The organism is Spirillospora sp. NPDC047418 (assembly GCF_040643275.1).
In the GTDB taxonomy this organism is placed as follows: Bacteria; Actinomycetota; Actinomycetes; order Streptosporangiales; family Streptosporangiaceae; genus Spirillospora.
Window position 1 is genome coordinate 25,882 of record NZ_JBEYTW010000076.1, and the last position, 17,529, is coordinate 43,410.

At 73.9% G+C, this 17,529-nt stretch carries 13 protein-coding genes; 7 read left to right on the forward strand and 6 right to left on the reverse strand.

The genetic code is table 11. The features are described from left to right. Positions 1–66: 66 nt before the first annotated feature. Both ABZ806_RS33670 and ABZ806_RS33675 read left to right on the forward strand, forming a co-directional pair. A complete protein-coding gene (locus tag ABZ806_RS33670; protein WP_500221494.1) occupies positions 67–939 on the forward strand; it encodes a LysR family transcriptional regulator in 873 nt (290 codons plus the stop codon). Positions 940–1,030: 91 nt separating this feature from the next. Further along, complete coding sequence (locus ABZ806_RS33675; protein WP_500221495.1) at positions 1,031–2,623, forward strand: Na+/H+ antiporter; 1,593 nt, start codon at positions 1,031–1,033, stop codon at positions 2,621–2,623. 49 nt (positions 2,624–2,672) lie between these two features. Here the strand turns inward: ABZ806_RS33675 and ABZ806_RS33680 are convergent, their stop codons facing one another. Then, positions 2,673–3,587, reverse strand: coding sequence for an Lrp/AsnC family transcriptional regulator (locus ABZ806_RS33680; protein WP_500221496.1), 915 nt, complete (start codon positions 3,585–3,587; stop codon positions 2,673–2,675). 723 nt (positions 3,588–4,310) lie between these two features. Here ABZ806_RS33680 and ABZ806_RS33685 point away from each other — a divergent pair. From ABZ806_RS33685 to ABZ806_RS33700, 4 genes are all read left to right on the forward strand, one after another. Next, positions 4,311–5,747: a GuaB1 family IMP dehydrogenase-related protein gene (locus ABZ806_RS33685; RefSeq protein WP_500221497.1), complete on the forward strand. Its 1,437-nt coding sequence runs from the start codon at positions 4,311–4,313 to the stop codon at positions 5,745–5,747. 191 nt (positions 5,748–5,938) lie between these two features. After that, entirely contained in the window at positions 5,939–7,420 is a 1,482-nt protein-coding gene (locus ABZ806_RS33690) for an LCP family protein (protein ID WP_500221498.1), read from the forward strand. A gap of 68 nt (positions 7,421–7,488) precedes the next feature. Then, positions 7,489–8,541, forward strand: coding sequence for an enolase C-terminal domain-like protein (locus ABZ806_RS33695; protein ID WP_500221499.1), 1,053 nt, complete (start codon positions 7,489–7,491; stop codon positions 8,539–8,541). Continuing rightward, positions 8,538–9,125 carry a P-loop nucleotide/nucleoside kinase family protein gene (locus ABZ806_RS33700; RefSeq protein WP_500221500.1) on the forward strand — a complete coding sequence of 196 codons (588 nt, stop codon included), beginning with the start codon at positions 8,538–8,540 and terminating at the stop codon, positions 9,123–9,125. The genes ABZ806_RS33695 and ABZ806_RS33700 overlap by 4 nt, the downstream gene beginning before the upstream one ends. Positions 9,126–9,208: 83 nt before the next feature. Here the strand turns inward: ABZ806_RS33700 and ABZ806_RS33705 are convergent, their stop codons facing one another. The 5 genes from ABZ806_RS33705 to ABZ806_RS33725 all read right to left on the reverse strand — a co-directional run bounded on the left by ABZ806_RS33705 (position 9,209) and on the right by ABZ806_RS33725 (position 15,952). Then, positions 9,209–9,409 (reverse strand): hypothetical protein, encoded by a 201-nt coding sequence (locus ABZ806_RS33705; RefSeq protein ID WP_500221501.1) that lies wholly within the window; start codon positions 9,407–9,409, stop codon positions 9,209–9,211. 112 nt (positions 9,410–9,521) lie between these two features. Then, a complete protein-coding gene (locus tag ABZ806_RS33710) occupies positions 9,522–10,676 on the reverse strand; it encodes an acyl-CoA dehydrogenase family protein (RefSeq protein WP_500221502.1) in 1,155 nt (384 codons plus the stop codon). Positions 10,677–10,695: 19 nt separating this feature from the next. After that, positions 10,696–12,645 (reverse strand): acetyl/propionyl/methylcrotonyl-CoA carboxylase subunit alpha, encoded by a 1,950-nt coding sequence (locus ABZ806_RS33715; RefSeq protein ID WP_500221503.1) that lies wholly within the window; start codon positions 12,643–12,645, stop codon positions 10,696–10,698. 5 nt (positions 12,646–12,650) lie between these two features. After that, on the reverse strand, positions 12,651–14,228 hold the full coding sequence (locus ABZ806_RS33720) for an acyl-CoA carboxylase subunit beta (protein ID WP_500221507.1): 1,578 nt from the start codon (positions 14,226–14,228) through the stop codon (positions 12,651–12,653). A gap of 11 nt (positions 14,229–14,239) precedes the next feature. Continuing rightward, entirely contained in the window at positions 14,240–15,952 is a 1,713-nt protein-coding gene (locus ABZ806_RS33725; protein ID WP_500221504.1) for an acyclic terpene utilization AtuA family protein, read from the reverse strand. A gap of 101 nt (positions 15,953–16,053) precedes the next feature. On the opposite strand from ABZ806_RS33725, the gene ABZ806_RS33730 reads away from it, so the two are divergent. Beyond that, entirely contained in the window at positions 16,054–16,662 is a 609-nt protein-coding gene (locus ABZ806_RS33730; RefSeq protein WP_500221505.1) for a TetR/AcrR family transcriptional regulator, read from the forward strand. The last annotated feature ends 867 nt before the right edge of the window (positions 16,663–17,529 follow it).

Genomic DNA, 17,529 nt, shown 5'->3' on the forward strand with positions numbered 1-17,529 from the left:
CCGATCCCCCGGGCCGATTCCGGCTATGTCCAGGACCGGAGCGGTTCGGTGGCATACGGTCGGCACATGAATCTGCGGCAGCTGCGCTATGTCGTGGCGACCGCCGACCACGGCACGATGACGTCGGCGGCCCAGGCTCTCTACGTGGCCCAGCCCGCGCTGTCGCGGGCGGTGCGCGAGCTGGAGCGCGAACTCGGCGTCGAGCTGTTCGCCCGGTCGGGCCGCGGCGTCGTCCTCACCCCCGTCGGCGAGCAGGTCGTCCGGCAGGCCCGCGTCGCGCTGGACGCCGTCGAGGCGATCGAGGGATTGTCGGTCGCCCGCGCCAACGGGCGCGGCGCAGAGCTGCGCATCGCGGTCACCGCGTCGCTGGAGCCGGAGCTGACCGGGCGGCTCGTCCCCCGCTTCGCCCGCCACCAGCCCGCCACCCGGGTCCGGGTGGTCCGCTGCGAGGACCGCGACCAGGTCGCGGCGGCGCTGCGCGCGGGCCGCGCCGACCTCGCGCTCACCGACCTGCCCGTCCCCGGCGACATGTCCGCGCACCCGTTCGAGCAGCGGGAGGTGGTGCTGGTCTCGCCGCCCGCGCTGCGCGTGCGCGAGCCGGTGCCGCCCGCGGCGCTGGACGGCATGCGGCTCGTCCTGCCGTCCCGCGGCACCGCCCTGCGCGCCGAGATCGACGCCGTGCTGCGCCGCGTCGGCGCGACCCCGGTCGCCGCGGTGGAGTCCGACGAGCGGGGCGCGTGGCTCGGCTGGGTCCGCGCCGGGATGGGCTCCCTGCTGTGGTACCGCAACCAGATCGAGGACACCGAGGGCGTGGCGGTCCGCTCGTTCCTGCCGCCGATCACCCGCATGATCGGGCTCGTGCACGCGCACCGCCGGCTGCCGCCCGCGGCGCGCGACTTCCTGGCCTTCGCCAAGGAGTCCGGGCGCGACGCGCACTGACCAGGCAGGACTGCTCGGGCGGGTGCCGGGCGTCCCCTCCGCGTGACTCGGCCGACCGCCGTGCGCCGCCGGTCATGTCATGATCTGGCGAGTGGAGACGACGCACGCACTCTGGCTGCTGGCCGTCCCGGTGGCGGCGCTGATGGTGGCCGCGGGGGCGCGGCGCGCCGGGCTGCCGTCGCCGCTGATCCTGGTGATCGCGGGCCTGGGCGTCTCGTACGTCCCGGGGATCCCGGAGTTCGAGCTGGACCCCGAGTTCGTCCTGTTCGTGTTCCTGCCGCCGCTGCTGTTCGCGGCGGCCTGGCAGAGCTCGTTCGCCAACATGCGCGAGAACGCCTGGTCGATCGGGCTGCTGTCGGTCGGGCTGGTGCTGTTCACCACGTTCGCCGTGGGCTACGCGGCGCACCTGCTCGTCCCCGGGCTGCCGCTGCCGGCGGCGTTCGTGCTCGGCGCCATCGTGGCGCCGCCGGACGCGGTCGCGGCGGTGAGCGTCGCGCAGCGCCTCGGGCTGCCGCGCCGGACGGTGACGGTGCTGGTCGGGGAGAGCCTGTTCAACGACGCGACGGCGCTGACGGCGTTCCGGGTGGCGCTGACGGCGGCGACGGGCGCCGGGTTCACGCTGGCCGAGGGGGTCGGGCGGTTCGCGTTCGCCGCCGCCGCGGGCGCGGCGGTCGGGCTGCTGCTCGGCCCGCCGCTGCACTGGCTGCGGACCCGGCTGCACGACCCGCTGGTGGAGAACGGCGTCGCGCTGGTCGCGCCGTTCGCGGCCTACCTGATCGCCGAGAGCGTGCACGCCTCCGGGGTGATCGCCGTGGTCGTCAGCGGCCTGTACCTCGGGCACCGGGCCACCGAGTCGGCGGCGGTGACCCGGCTGATCGGCCACTCGTTCTGGAAGGTCATGGTCTTCCTGCTGGAGTCGGTGGTCTTCCTGCTGATCGGGCTGCAGGTGCGCCCGGTCCTGCACGGCCTGTCGGAGCGGAGCTGGCAGCAGCTGGCCTGGTGGGCGGTCGCGGTCTTCGCGGTCACCGTGGCGGCGCGCTTCGCCTGGGTGTTCCCCGCCTCGCGGATCCCCCGGCTGCTGTCGCGGCGCGAGCGGGCGCGGGAGGACCAGGGGTGGCGCGGCCTGACGGTGGTGTCGTGGGCGGGGATGCGCGGGGTCGTGTCGCTGGCCGCCGCGTTCGCGATCCCGTTCACCGCGGCCGGCGGGCCGTTCCCGGGCCGCGACCTGATCCTGTTCCTGACGTTCACGACCGTCCTCGGGACGCTGCTCGTGCAGGGGCTGACGTTCCCGGCGCTGATCCGCGCGCTGCGCATCGGCGGGGCGCGGGAGCGCTACGCCGACACCGTCGCGGAGGCGGGGGCCCAGCACGCGGCGGCGCGGGCGGCGCTGGAGCGGCTGGAGGAGCTGGACGCCGCGGAGCGGCTGGACGAGGCGGTGGTGGAGCGGCTCCGCCGGATCGCCGAGCAGCGGCAGCTGCGCGCCTGGGAGCGACTCGGCGGCGGGACGGGCCCGGCGGGCGAGGAGGTGCCGACCGCGACGTACCGGCGGCTGCGCCGGGAGATGCTGGCGGCCGAGCGGCGGGTGTTCGTCCGGCTGCGGGACGAGCGCCGCATCGACGACGAGGTCCTCACCCGCGTCATGCACGAGCTGGACCTGGAGGAGGTCGCCCTCGACCGCGACTAGGAGGTGCCGCCCCGGCCGCGGGGGTCGCCGCGGCCGGGGCCCGGGTCGGTCAGGACGACCCGTTGAGGCGCTGCTCGGGAAGCTCGACGGCGTAGGACTCCTTCACCACGTCCAGGTGGTGCCAGGACTCCCGCACCGTCGCGCCGGGCACGGACCTGACGGCGTCGAGCACGGCCACCAGCTCGGCGCGGGACGCCGCCTCGGCCTGCCCGACGATGTCGTAGCGGCCGAACCCGGTCGCCAGGTAGCGGATGCCGTCCTGGGCGGCGACCGCCTCCGCGACCTTGCGCAGCCCGCCGGTCACCACGAGGCCGAACCCGCCGAGCTCGGCGGCGCCGAGGGCGAGCGGGTCGGCCAGCCCGGTGACCTGGATGACGCCGGTGCGCATGAGCCGGACCACCCGCGCGCGGGTGGCGGCCTGCGACAGGCCGATGACCTGGGCGAGCCGGGTGTAGGGGGCGCGCCCGTCGCGCTGCAGCTCGTGCAGCAGCCGCCAGTCGATGTCGTCGAGGCTGACCTCGCCGAGCTCGCGCACCACCGCGTGCTTGTCGCGCACGGTGGACACCGACCGGAACACCTCCGCCGCGCGCACGCCGGGGAGGGACCGGATCAGGTCCACCTCGGCCGCGAGCGCGGCGTCGTCGCGGGTGCGCACCTGCGCGACCAGGTCGTACGGGCCGGCGATCAGCGCGGCGAAGCTGACGGCGGGCCGCTCGGCGACGGCCGCGGCCGCCTCCCGGGCGGAGCCGTCCACGGTGAGCGAGACGTGCCCGATCGCCTCCGCGCCCACGACGGCGGCGTGCACGATGCCGACGACGCGGACGACCTGCGTTTCGAGAAGGTGCTGCACCCGTGCCCGCACGGCCGTGCGGGAAAGCCCGACGCGATCGGCCAGCGCCTGGAACGTCGCCCTGCCATCCCGCTGGAGCTCGCGGACGAGCACGGCGTCGACCGCATCCAGCACGGCTCTCCTCCTCGACGTGTCATGAATCGGTTTGTCGGCAACTGCAAGATCATTCCATTTCGGGACGGTTAGACGTCAAATATTGATCTTGCTCGTGTTCGCCATGCCCGGCGGCCGTCGAAGCGTCGGCGGGCGACGCGGCGCGGCGACGTTTCGGCCGCCGCGAAAACCGCTGCGGCAGCGCAACGGGTCCCGGTCCGGCGCGCATGGCGGACGCGCTCCGGGCGGCGGGCGCGGGGCGCGGCCCCGGCCGCCCCGGCGCCCGCGCCGGTACGCGCCGGGACCGCGCGCGCCGCACGGCCGGGAGGGCGCGCGGCGGGGACGGCGGGCGCGGCTGACCGGGCTCACGTGCCTGAGCTGCATGCGGCTTCTCCCGGTGTTCTGCTGTCACGCCCCTTACGGCGGGTCCGCCGTCCGCGTGAGACACATGTAAAAAAAGTGCATCGTGGGCGCAGTTACGTCAAGAGGTAACTTTACAGAGAGCCAAGCCCCACGTTGCACCGTTTTCGACCGGGTCCGGCGGTTCATTTTCGTTATGCCTGGAAGAAGGCCGGAACATCGCTTCGAATCGGCCGGCCGCACCGCACGGACACGGGGTCATCACCCCTGGGCAGGGGCCCGCGGGCCGCCCCGGCCGCGGGCGTGACCGCACCATCGCCGGGTATGGCCGACAATGTACGGTGGCCCAGCCACTCAGAACCGCGATTGGTGTGTAGTACAGCCGTGCACCTGCTGAACGGTGAGCGCTCCGCTCACGACCTGACCTACAACGACGTCTTCATGGTCCCCCGCCGGTCCCCGGTCGGGTCGCGCCTGGACGTCGACCTGTCGGCCTCGGACGGCAGCGGGACGACGATCCCGCTGGTGGTCGCCAACATGACGGCCGTGTCCGGCCGCCGGATGGCCGAGACCGTCGCCCGGCGCGGCGCGATCGCGGTCCTCCCGCAGGACATCCCCGCCGACGTGGTGGCCGAGGTCATCGGCTGGGTGAAGGGGCGCGACCTGGTCGTGGACACCCCGATCCGGCTGGATCCGGGCAGCACGGCCGGCGACGCCCTCGCGCTGCTGCCGAAGCGGGCGCACAACGCCGTGATCGTCGTCGAGGACGACCGCCCGGTCGGCGTGGTCACCGAGGCCGACTGCCAGGGCGTCGACCGGTTCGCCCAGCTCCGCGACATCATGTCCCGCGACCTCGTGACGGTCCCGGCCGGCGTGGACCCGCGCGCGGCCTTCGACCGGCTGCACGAGCGCGGGCACCGGCTCGCGCCCGTCGTCGACGCCGGCGGCCGCCTCGCGGGCGTGCTGACCCGCACCGGCGCGCTGCGCGCCACCCTCTACCGGCCCGCCGTGGACGCGGCCGGGCGGCTGCGGATCGCCGCGGCGGTCGGGGTGAACGGCGACGTCGCCGGGAAGGCCAAGGCGCTGCTGGAGGCCGGCGCGGACCTGATCGTCGTGGACACCGCGCACGGCCACCAGGACAAGATGATGAGCGCGCTCGCCGCCGTCCGCGGCCTGGACCCGGCCGTCCCGATCGTGGCGGGCAACGTGGTGACCGCCGAGGGCACCCGGGACCTGATCGAGGCGGGCGCCGACATCGTCAAGGTCGGCGTGGGGCCCGGCGCGATGTGCACGACCCGGATGATGACCGGGGTGGGGCGCCCGCAGTTCTCCGCCGTCCTGGAGTGCGCCGCCGAGGCGCGCCGGCTCGGCCGGCACGTGTGGGCGGACGGCGGCGTCCGGCACCCCCGCGACGTGGCCCTCGCGCTCGCGGCGGGCGCCGCGAACGTGATGGTCGGCTCCTGGTTCGCCGGTACCTACGAGTCGCCGGGCGACCTGCAGCGCTCCGCCGACGGTCGGCTGTACAAGGAGAGCTTCGGGATGGCGTCGGCGCGGGCCGTGGGGCTGCGCACCGCCGAGGACTCCCCGTTCGACCGGGCGCGCAAGGCGCTGTTCGAGGAGGGCATCTCCACGTCCCGGATGTTCCTGGACCCGCGCCGCCCCGGTGTGGAGGACCTGATCGACCAGATCGTGGCGGGGCTGCGCAGCTCCTGCACCTACGCGGGCGCGCGCACGCTGGAGGAGTTCCACGAGCGGGCGACGGTCGGGATCCAGAACCCGTCCGGATACGCCGAGGGAATGCCGCTGTCCACGAGCTGGTGACGCCGCCGGCCCGGCGCCGATCGGGCGCCGGGCTCCCCAAAACGGGGCCCGATTCCCTATCCTGATCATCAGCTGTCCCAGAGGCAACACCCGCTCGCATGCGGTCGACTCCCACGCAACCTTTGCCCGGTTCCGCGCGTCCATCATGTGAGCCGGGGCTTAAATCACCGTGGGTGGGAATCGGAGCGTACATGGGTCGGTCGGCGAGTCGACATGCGCGGGAGAGAGACGGAGACGGTTCTCCCGGAGGTGCGCGGGGGCTCCCCCGCGCGCTCGCGCTGACCCTCGCGTCCGCACTGGTCTGGGGCGTCGCCCACTTCGTCACCGGCCGCCGGATCGCCGGCTCCCTGCTGCTCGCCCTGTACGCCGCGATCGCCGCCGCCGTCGCGGCGGCCGCCACCGTGTACCGCTCCGACCTGCTGCACCTCGCCGTCCAGCCGGACGTGCTGCAGCGCCTGTCCGCGGGGCTGGTCGCGCTGGGCGTGGTGTGGGTCCTCGTCGTGATCCGCTCGTACCAGATCCTGCGGCCGCTGCGGATGCCGATCAGCGCCAGGGCGCTCGGGGCGGCGTCGGTCGCGGTGATGTGCTTCGCCGTCGGCGTCCCGGTGGCGTGGTCGGCGCACAGCACCTACGTCTACCGCGACGCGCTGACGAGCATCTTCCGCACCGGCAGCGAGAACGGCAGGCAGGTCGACACCGAGGACCCGTTCAACGGGCAGGCCCGCGTGAACATCCTGCTCCTCGGCGGCGACTCCGCCGCCGACCGCACCGGCGTGCGCACCGACAGCATGACGGTCGCCAGCGTGGACACCGAGACCGGCGACACGGTGCTGCTGAGCCTGCCGCGCAACCTGGAGAAGTTCCCGATGCCGCCCGGCCCGGCCCGCGACCGGTTCCCCTACGGCTTCACCGGCGACGGCCCGCTGAACCCGGGCCTGCTGAACGAGGTGTACGAGTACGCCGAGCAGCACCCGGACGTGGTGCCTGGCGTCCCGAAGAACCACCGCGGCCCCGAGCTGCTGAAGGCCACCATCGCCGGCGTCCTCGGGCTCCGCGTCGACTACTACATCCTCGTCGACATGTTCGGGTTCGCCGACATCGTCGACGCCATGGGCGGCGTCAAGATCAAGGTCACCGAGCCGATCCCGTACGGGCTGCAGGGCGCCGTGCTGCCGCCCGGCTACCGGACGCTGGACGGCAAGGAGGCCCTCTGGTACGGGCGCTCGCGCACCAACAGCAGCGACTACGTCCGGATGGGCCGGCAGAAGTGCCTGATGCGCGCGATCGCCGAGCAGGCCGACCCGCAGACCGTCCTGACCAGCTTCGACAAGCTCGCCGCCGCCGCCAAGCGGACGCTGGCCACCGACATCCCGCAGGAGCTGCTGCCCGCGCTGGTGAAGCTGTCGAACAAGGTCAAGGACGGCGCGGAGATCCGCAGCCTGCAGTTCGTGCCGCCGCTGGTCTACTCGGGCAACCCCGACTTCAAGCTCATCCGCAAGCTGGCGTCCGATGCCGTCAACAGCGACCCGCACGCGGTGAGCGCGCCCCCGAGCGGTGGCCAGAGCGGCTCCCCGGGCGCGTCCCCGAGTACGCCGGAGAGCCCGTCCCCGGACGGGTCGGCGCCGCCGAAGCCCGACAGCAAGCCGGTGTCGCTGGAGGCCACCTGCCCGTGATGGCCGGCAGCGGGCCGGACCGGGTGGATCATAGAGGGAGACGACCTCGGCGAAAGGGCGGGTGAGGGGTGCCTTCGATCCAGTGCTGCGACGCCTTCCAGGTGGCGATGCCGCGCGGGCGGCGGCCGCAGAGCGTGCTCGTCCGGCTCGACGCCGGCGACGCGGTCGGCTGGGGTGAGATGCCCGTCGCCGCGGGGACTTCGGGCACCGCCTGGGCGGACATCGAGCAGCGGATGGGGCCCGCCCTCATCGGCCTCGACTGGGACCGGCCCGAGGACGTGTCCGCCGCCGCCGACCTCGGCGCCAGCGAGGCCGCCGCGGCCGTCGACACCGCCTGCTGGGACCTGTGGTGCCGGACGCGCGGCCTGCCGCTCGCGCACGCGCTCGGCGGCACCCGCACGTCCATCGTGACGGGCGCGCGGATCACCCCCGAGCCGGCGCTCGACACGATCACGGCCCGCGTCAACAAGGCCGTTGGAGCGGGCCACACCCGCGTCACGCTCGACATCCGCCCCGGCTGGGACGTCGAGCCGGTCCGCGCGATCAGGCAGGCGTATCCGGCGCTGGCCCTCGTCGCGGACGCGGGGCACGGCTACACCGAGTCGCCGGGCCACCTGACGGCGCTGGAGGCGCTGGACGCCTACGGCCTGGCGGCGCTGGAGCGCCCGTTCCCGGCCGGCGACCTCGCCGCGCACGCCCGGCTCCAGGTGCGGGTGGGCACCGCCGTCGCGCCGGCCGCCGGTGACCTGGAGGCCCTGGAGGCGGCGCTGTCGCTGGGCGCGGGCCGCGCGCTGCATCTGCGGCTGGACCGGCTCGGCGGCCTGACCGCGGCGCGCAGCGCCCACGACCTGGCGTACGCGGCGGGCTGGGACGTGTGGTGCAGCGGGACCGGCGCGTTCGGGATCGGGCAGGCCGCGGCGGTCGCGCTCGCGGCACTGCCGGGCTGCACACTGCCGAGCGACGTGTCGGACCCGGCGGGCGGGCCGGTGTTCGTGACGCCGCCGGTCCGCTCGTCCGGCGGCGTCGTCGGCGTCCCGCTCACCCAGCCGGGCCTCGGCCACGAGATCGACGAGGCGCGCATCGAGCGGCTCGCGACGCGGCGCATGCGCCTGGCGACGTGACGGCGGAGGCTGCCGCGGCGCCGGTGTGGGTGGTGGCGGGCCCGCCCGGCAGCGGCAAGACGACCGTGTCCGGCCTGCTGCTGCGGCGGCTGCGCCCGGTGCCGGCGCTGCTGGACAAGGACACGATGTACGGGCCGTTCGTGGCGGCGGTGCTCGCGGCGTCCTCCCGCGACCCGGGCGAGCGCGAGGGCCCCTGGTACGACGAGCACGTCAAGCGGCACGAGTACTCGGGGATGACCGCGACGGCCCGGGAGGTCCGGTCGCAGGGCTGCCCGGTGCTGCTGAGCGGGCCGTTCACCGGGCAGATCCGGGACGCGGCCCGCTGGGCGGAGTGGGTCGCGGAGCTCGGCGGGCCGCCCGTCCGGCTCGTCTGGATCCGGTCGGACGCGGTGACGCTCCGTCACCGCCTGGAGGGTCGCGGGTCGCCTCGCGACACCGCCAAACTGGCCGCCTTCGAGGCGTTCACGGCACGGATGCGCCCGGACGAGCCTCCCCCGGTACCGCACCTCGCCGTCGACAACCGCCGCACCGCGCCGGTGCCGCTCGAAGCCCAGCTGGACGCGCTGCTCGCCCCGCTCGCCTGACGCCCCGGCGGCGGCGCCGGCGGACGGGCGTCTCGCGGATGCCGCCCGGCGGAGGTCGCGGAGACCTCCGCCGGCGGGGCCGATCAGGTGTTGATGTTGATATTGGTGTTGATGTTCTCGTCGTGGTCGTGGTGGTGACCGCAGCAGCCGCAGCCGCAGTGCTGCATGGCGGACGCGTGGACCGCCGGCGCGGCGGGAGCCGCCGGCGCCGCGGCCGCCACGCCGACGAACCCGGCGAGCGTCGTGCCGGCCGTCAGGACCAGAACCGAGAGAAGCCTGCGCATGATCGTTCCTTTCGCCCTCACTGAATGCTTCCTCGGCGATCCTGCCCTGGCTACTACAGAGAGTAACTAGATCCCCACTCCAGGTAAGGCAAGGGCTGGGGTGATCCTTGGGTCAGTACGACTTGGGGAGCCCCAGGGAGTGCTGGGCGACGAAGTTGAGGATCATCTCGCGGCTGACCGGGGCGATGCGCATCAGCCGGACGACGCCGGCGAGCATCCCGACGCCGTACTCGGTGGTGAGGCCGTTGCCGCCATGGGTCTGGATGGCCTGGTCGACGCAGTGGATCGCGGCCTCGGCGGTCGCGTACTTGGCCATGTTCGCGGCCTCGCCCGCGCCCGCGTCGTCGCCCTCGTCGTACAGCCAGGCGGCCTTCTGCCCCATCAGCCGCGCCAGCTCCAGCTCGATCTTGGCGGCGGCGAGCGGGTGCGCGAGCCCCTGGTGGGCGCCGATCGGCGTCCTGAACACCTGCCGGTCCCTGGCGTAGCCGATCGCCTTGCCGAGGGCGAGGCGGCCGATCCCGGCGCCCATCGCCGACGCCATGATCCGCTCCGGGTTCAGGCCCGCGAACAGCTGCAGCAGGCCGCCGTCCTCGTCCCCGACCAGCGCGTCGTCAGGGAGCCGGACGTCGTCGAGGTGGCAGATGAACTGCTTCTCCGGCGACACGATCTCCATGTCGATGGGGGTGTAGGTGAAGCCGGGCGTGTCCCTGGGGACGATGAACAGCGAGGGCCGGAGGTTGCCCTTCTGGTCCTGGCTGCGGGCGACGAACAGGACGGCGTCCGACTCGTCCACGCCCGAGATGAACGTCTTCTGCCCTTTCACCACCCAGCCGTCGCCGTCCTTTCGCGCGGTCGTGGTGATGCGGTGCGAGTTGGAGCCGGCGTCGGGCTCGGTGATCGCGAACGCCATCTTGACCGAGCCGTCGGCGAAGCGCGGCAGCCAGTGCCTCTTCTGGTCCTCGGTGCCGGACCGGGCGATGATCGTCGCGCAGATCGCCGGGGACACGACCATCAGCAGCAGCGGGCAGCCCGCGGCGGCCAGCTCCTCGCAGACGGCGGCGAGGTCGCCGATGCCGCCGCCTCCCCCGCCGTACTCCTCCGGCACGTTGACGCCGAGGTAGCCGAGCCGGCCGGCCTCGGCCCACAGCTCGTCGGTCTTCTGCCCCGACTTGGCCTTCTCCACGTAGTAGGACGCGCCGTACTCGGCGCCCAGTTCGGCGACGGCCGCGCGCAGCGCCTGCCGCTCCTCGCTCTCGACGAAGCTCATGGGGGGATCTCGTTTCCTTCTATTCGATGACGGCGAGGACGGCGCCGGACTCGACCTGCTGCCCCGCGGCGACGTTCAGCTCCGCGACCGTCCCGGCGGACGGGGCGGCGATGCGGTGCTCCATCTTCATGGCCTCCAGGACGACGAGGGTCTGCCCCTCGGCGACGTCCGCGCCCGCCTCCGTCTCGACGCGGACGACCGTCCCGGGCATCGGGGCGAGGAGGGAGCCGGGAGCGATCTGGCCGCTCGGGTCCGCGAAGCGCGGGACGGCGCGCAGCGCGACCGGGCCGAGGCGGGAGTCGACGTGGACCTCGTCCCCGGCCGCGGTCACCGTGAAGGTCTCGCGGAGGCCGTCCAGGTCGAGGACGACCCGGTCCGGTGCGGCGCCGACCAGGGACGCGCCGGGGCACAGCTCGGAGGTCAGCCCGTCCCTGCGCAGGTCGTAGTCGACGTCGACCGTCCCGTGGGGGCCCTCGAACGTCCTGCGCTGCGGCTGGGACCGGACGTTGCGCCACCCGGACGGCAGCCGGCCGAGCACCGGTGCCGCGGCCCGGTTCGCGGCGGCCTGGGCGAGGGCGGCGGCCAGCGCGGAGACGTCGACCGCCGCTTCGTTCGCCAGCGGTGCCGCGAGGGTGCCGAGGCCGACGCGGTCGAGGTAGCCGGTGTCGGTGTCGCCGTCCAGGAAGCCCGGTTCCTCCAGGATCCGCACGAGCAGGTCGCGGTTCGTGGTGAGGCCGTGGATGCGGGCGCCGCGCAGCCCGGCGGCGAGCCTGCGGGCGGCGGCGGCGCGGGTCGGCGCCCACGCGATCACCTTGGCGAGCATCGGGTCGTAGTGGACGCCGACCTCGGCGCCGCTCCGCACGCCGCTGTCGAGCCGCAGCCCGTGCGCCGCGGGGACGGCGAACTCGGCGTCCACGCCCGGCACCTCGAACGTGCGCAGGGTGCCGCTGGCTGGACGCCAGTCGTGCGCGGGGTCCTCGGCGTACAGGCGGACCTCGATGGCGTGGCCGCGCGGCTCGGGCACGGCCTCGGCCAGGCGGGCGCCCTCGGCGACCTCGATCTGCAGCCGGACGAGGTCCACCCCGTACACGCACTCGGTGACCGGGTGCTCGACCTGGAGGCGGGTGTTGACCTCCAGGAAGAAGAAGCGGCCGTCCCGCGCGAGCATGAACTCGACCGTCCCGGCACCGGTGTAGCCGATGGCGCGGGCGGCGTTCGCGGCCGCCTCGCACAGCTGCGCGCGCAGCCCGGCCGGCACCGCCGGAGACGGCGCCTCCTCGATGATCTTCTGGTGCCGGCGCTGGATCGAGCATTCGCGCTCGCCGAGCGTCCACACGGTGCCGTGCGCGTCGGCGAGGACCTGCACCTCGATGTGCCGGGCGTTCTCCAGCAGCGGCTCGCAGAACACGGCCGGGTCGCCGAACGCCGATTCGGCCTCGCGGCGCGCCCCGGCCACGGCGTCCGCCAGTTCGCCCGGCGCCCGGACGATCCGCATGCCGCGCCCGCCGCCGCCCGCGGACGCCTTGACCAGCAGCGGGAAGTCGGCGCCGGTGACCCGGTCCGGGTCCAGTTCGGGCAGCACGGGGACGCCCGCGGCGGCCATCAGCTTCTTGGCCTCGATCTTGGAGCCCATCGCGGCGATCGCGTCCGGCGGCGGGCCGATCCAGGTGAGGCCCGCGGCGGCGACGGCCCGCGCGAAGCCGGCGTTCTCCGACAGGAACCCGTAGCCGGGGTGGACGGCGTCCGCGCCGGCGCTCTTCGCGACCGCGAGGAGCCGCTCCGCCGACAGGTAGGTCTCGGCGGGGGCGGCGCCGGGCAGCCGCCCGGCGGTGTCCGCCTCCCGGACGTGCGGCGCGCCCGCGTCGGGGTCGGAGAACACCGCGACCGTCCCGATGCCGAGGTCCCGGCAGGCCCGCAGGACGCGGCGGGCGATCTCGCCGCGGTTGGCGACCAGCACTCTGTTGATCATTGGCCTCACATCCGGAAGACGCCGAAGCCGTCGGCTCCGCGCACGGGCGCGTTGTGGACGGCGGACAGGCACAGGCCGAGGACGGTGCGGGTGTCGCGGGGGTCGATCACGCCGTCGTCGTAGAGCCGCCCCGACAGGAAGAACGGCAGCGACTCGGCCTCGATCTGGGCCTCGACCATCTCCCGCATGGCGCGGTCCTGGTCCTCGTCGTAGGCCTGCCCGCGCGCCTCCGCCGCCTGCCGCGCGACGATCGACAGGACGCCGGCGAGCTGCTGCGGCCCCATCACCGCCGACTTCGCCGACGGCCAGCTGAACAGGAACCGGGGATCGTAGGCCCGGCCGCACATGCCGTAGTTCCCCGCCCCGTAGGAGGCGCCCATCACGATCGTGATGTGCGGCACCCTGCTGTTCGCCACCGCGTTGATCATCAGGGCGCCGTGCTTGATGATCCCGGCCTGCTCGTACTCCCTGCCGACCATGTAGCCGGTGGTGTTGTGCAGGAACAGCAGCGGGGTGTCGCTCTGGTTGGCGAGCTGGATGAACTGCGCCGCCTTCTGCGCCTCGTCCCCGAACAGGACGCCCTGCGCGTTGGCGAGGACGCCGATCGGGTAGCCGTGGACGCGCGTCCAGCCGGTGACGAGGCTCGTCCCGTAGAGCGGTTTGAACTCGTCGAACCGGGAGCCGTCGGCGACCCGGGCGATCACCTCGCGCGGATCGAACGGGACCTTCAGGTCCTCGGGGACGATCCCGGCGAGTTCCTCCGCGTCGTACAGCGGCTCCTCGGCCGGGCCGGGCGCCGGCCCGAGCCTGCGGTGGTTGAGGTTCTTGACGATCTGGCGGCCGAGCCGGAGCGCGTCCGCCTCGTCGGCGGCCATGTAGTCGGCGAGGCCGGACGTGCGGGCGTGCATCTCCGCGCCGCCGAGCTCCTCGTCGCCGGCCTCCTCCCCCGTCGCCATCTTCACCAGCGGCGGCCCGCCCAGGAACACCTTCGCGCGCTCCTTGACCATGACGACGTGGTCGCACATGCCGGGGATGTACGCGCCGCCGGCCGTGGAGTTGCCGAAGACCAGCGCGATCGTCGGGATGCCCGCCGCCGACAGCCGGGTGAGATCGCGGAACATCCGCCCGCCCGGGATGAAGATCTCCTTCTGCGTCGGCAGGTCCGCGCCGCCCGACTCGACCAGGTTGATGACCGGCAGCCGGTTCTCCAGCGCGATGTCGGACGCCCGGAAGCTCTTCTTCACCGTCCACGGGTTGCTGGACCCGCCCCGCACCGTCGGATCGTTCGCCACGATCACGCACTCGACGCCCTCGACGACGCCGATCCCGGTGACGACGCTCGCGCCGACGGGGAAGTCGCTGCCCCACGCGGCGAGGGGGCTCAGCTCCAGGAACGGCGAGTCGGGGTCGAGGAGCAGCTCGATGCGCTCGCGCGCCAGCAGCTTCCCGCGCTTGCGGTGCCGCGCGACGTACTTCTCGCCGCCGCCCTCCAGCGCCCTGGCGTGCTCGGCGTCGAGCGCCGCCAGCTTGTCCAGCATGGCCGCACGCCGCTCCCGGTATTCGGGGCTCCGCGCGTCCAGCATGCTCTTGAGGGTCACAGGACTCCCTCCGGGATGTCGACGAGGCGGGACCGCAGCCACTCTCCGAGGGCCTTGCCCTGCGGGTCGAACCGCGTCGAGGCGGAAACGCCCTCCTGCAGCAGCCCTTCGACGACGAAGTTGACCGCGCGGAGGTTGGGCAGAACGTACCGGTGGACGACGTGCTCCCCGGTCTCGGGCAGCAGCTCTGCGAGCCGCCGCACGGTGAGGAAGGGTTCGAGCCAGCGCCACTGGGCGTCCGTCCGGGCCCAGACGCCGATGTTGGCGTCGCCGCCCTTGTCCCCGCTCCGGGCGCCGGCCACCCGCCCCAGCGGAGCCCGGACGGTCACCCCGGCGTCGGCGACCGCTTCGGTACCGGGTTCGGAAGCGGTCGGCAGGGGGGCCGTGGCCGGCGCGGGCGGAATGGGGACGTGAGCGCCATCGGGCATGACGGCGATGTGCTCGATCACCTCGTTGGGGACGTACGCGGGCGTGTAGACCCCGTACGGGCCGCCCTTTCCGGGCGGGGACGTCATCGTGAAACCCGGGTAGCCGGCGAGTGCCAGTTCCACCGCCGCGTTACTGAAGGCACGGCCGACCTTGCCCGGGTCGGGGTCGAGGACGGCGCAGCGGAGGAGCACGGTCGCCTCTCCTTGCGTGGCCGGGTCCTGCTCGGCGGTTCCGATGAGCGTCCACTCCACGCGGGCGGGCGGAGCGTCTCCGAACGCGGCCGCCATGTGGGCCTTGACCGACTCCGCCTTGGCCTCGATGCCCAGCCCGGTGAGGACGAACGTCATCTCGTTCCGGTGGCCGCCCAGGTGGTTCAGGCTCACCTTCGTGGTGGGCGGCGGCGGTGCCCCGCGCACCCCGCTGATGCGCACCCGGTCGGGCCCGTCCTGCGCCAGCTCGATCGTGTCGAACCGCGTCGTGACGTCCGGCCCGGCATAGGACGGCCCGCCGATCTCGTACAGCAGCTGGGCCGTGATGGTCTCGGTGGTGACGGCCCCGCCCGTCCCCGCGTGCTTGGTGATGACACTGGAACCGTCGCCGTACAGCTCCGCGATGGGAAAGCCCGGCGCCTTTACGTTGTAGATCTCTTCGAAGAAGGCGTAGTTGCCGCCCGTGGCCTGCGTCCCGCACTCCAGGACGTGGCCGGCCGCGGTCGCGCCCGCCAGCGCGTCCCAGTCGTCACGTGCCCACCCGAAGTGCGCGGCGGCCGGCCCCACCACCAGCGAGGCGTCGGTGACCCGCCCGGTCACCACCACATCGGCACCGGCCAGCAGGCACTCGGCGATGCCCCAGGCTCCCAGATAGGCGTTGGCGGTGAGCGGTGCTCCATGGCGGGGGTCCGCGAGGCCGAGTTCACCGGCCCGCGCCATCAGGTCGTCGCCCTCCACGTGGGCGATCCGCACCTCCAGCCCGAGCCGCGCGGCCAGCTCGCGCAGCCGCTCCGCGAGGCCGCGCGGGTTGAGCCCGCCAGCGTTGGCGACGATCGCGGTACGGCGCTCCGCCGCGAGGCCCAGGGACTCCTCCATCTGCCGCAGGAACGTCGCGGCGTACCCGGCGTCCGGGTCCTTCATCCTGCCGCGTCCCAGGATCAGCATGGTCAGCTCGGCGAGGTAGTCGCCGGTGAGGACGTCCAGCGCCCCGCCCTCCAGCATCTCCCGCACCGCGGAGAAGCGGTCGCCGTAGAAGCCCGAGGCGTTCCCGACCCGCAGCGGTTGGCTCATGGCTGAACACTGCCAGCCCGCCCAGAAAAAATCAATCGCGCATGATTGTTTTTTGCCGGGACGATTTGATTGACTGGAGCATCCGCCGAGCCGAGGAACCCATGACCGCCCAGGCACTCCCCCGCGAACCGCAGCAGGACCGCAGCCGCGCCACCCGCCGGCGCCTCCTGGAGGCCGCCATCGGCTGCCTCGCCTCGGTCGGCTGGGCGGGGACGACGGTCGCGGTGGTCGCCGAGCGCGCGGGCGTGTCCCGGGGCGCCGCCCAGCACCATTTCCGGACGCGCGAGGAGCTGGTGACGGCGGCGGTCGACTACGGCTCCGAGGTGCGGATGAGGCAGATGCGCGAGCGCCTGGACGCCCTCGCCGACCACCGCCCGTCCACCCTCGACGTCGTGACCCTGCTCGGCGAGATGTACACGAGCCCGCTGTTCCGCGCCGCGCTGCAACTCTGGGTCGCGGCCGCCTCCGACGAGCAGCTCCGCGCGCAGGTCGTCCCCCTCGAAGCCCGCGTGGGCCGGGAGGCGCACCGCCTCACCGTCGAGGCCCTCGGCGCGGACGAGACCGTCCCCGGCGTCCGCGAGACCGTGCAGGCGACCCTCGACCTGGTCCGCGGCCTCGGCCTCGCCGACCTGCTCACCGACGACTCGGCCCGCCGCACCCGCCTGCTGGACCAGTGGGCCGCCACCCTCGACACGGCCCTCGGCCGCTAAGCCCGCCAGCGGCGCCCGGCTCAGTGGCCGATCTCCCGCAGCGGGTCGCCTCCGTCGATGAAGAGAGGCGGCCCCCAGGAGCCGGCGCCGCCGCGACGCATCGCACGGCCCTGCGGCCGGCGTCCGGACGGCGGCCGTCGAGCGTCCCCACCCCGGACGGCGAACACGAACTCGAAGGGTGCCTCGCCCCCCGTGCAGCGCGAACTCCTCGACGGCGGCCCGCGGTACGCTCATCCGCCCGGACGCGATCTCGTCGGCCGAGGCCGCCATCGCCTGCGCGACCGCCTTGGCAGCGCGTCCACGACCTCCGCGAGGCGGGGCGACAGCGGCGGCATGGGACGACGGTAGGGCATCGGCATTCAGGACGGCCGTGTCGGGACCGCCGGGTTGGGCGAGCGCCTCGTCGGCGGAGGCCGCGTACCGGAAGCTCTGGTAGTCGACGGGCGGCCCGCCGAAATGGCCGGCGACCCGCACGCCGAGCACTCCGACGATGAGGTGCCCGAGCCGCCAGGCGATCGTGGTCACCGGGACGGGCACGGGCTCCGGACGGGCGAAGTCGATGACGTACTCCCCCGCTCCGGCGGCCATCGCGCTCTTCGCCTCGCCGCGCGGACGGACGCTCCACGCGCCCGGCGCCGGCTCCCAGAAGTACTCGCCATCGGTGAGCCCGTCCAGGCGCGGCCGGGCAGCACACCGTCTGGGCAAGTGTTGAAAACGCTTACCAGAAACGCCTCATAGCTCGCCATAAGGCCGAGCCACGGGGTGAAATGAGGAAGGGCCCCGCCGTGTCGGCGGGGCCCTTCCTGCAATATATGTCCGGCGGCGTCCTACTCTCCCACACGGTCTCCCATGCAGTACCAACGGCGC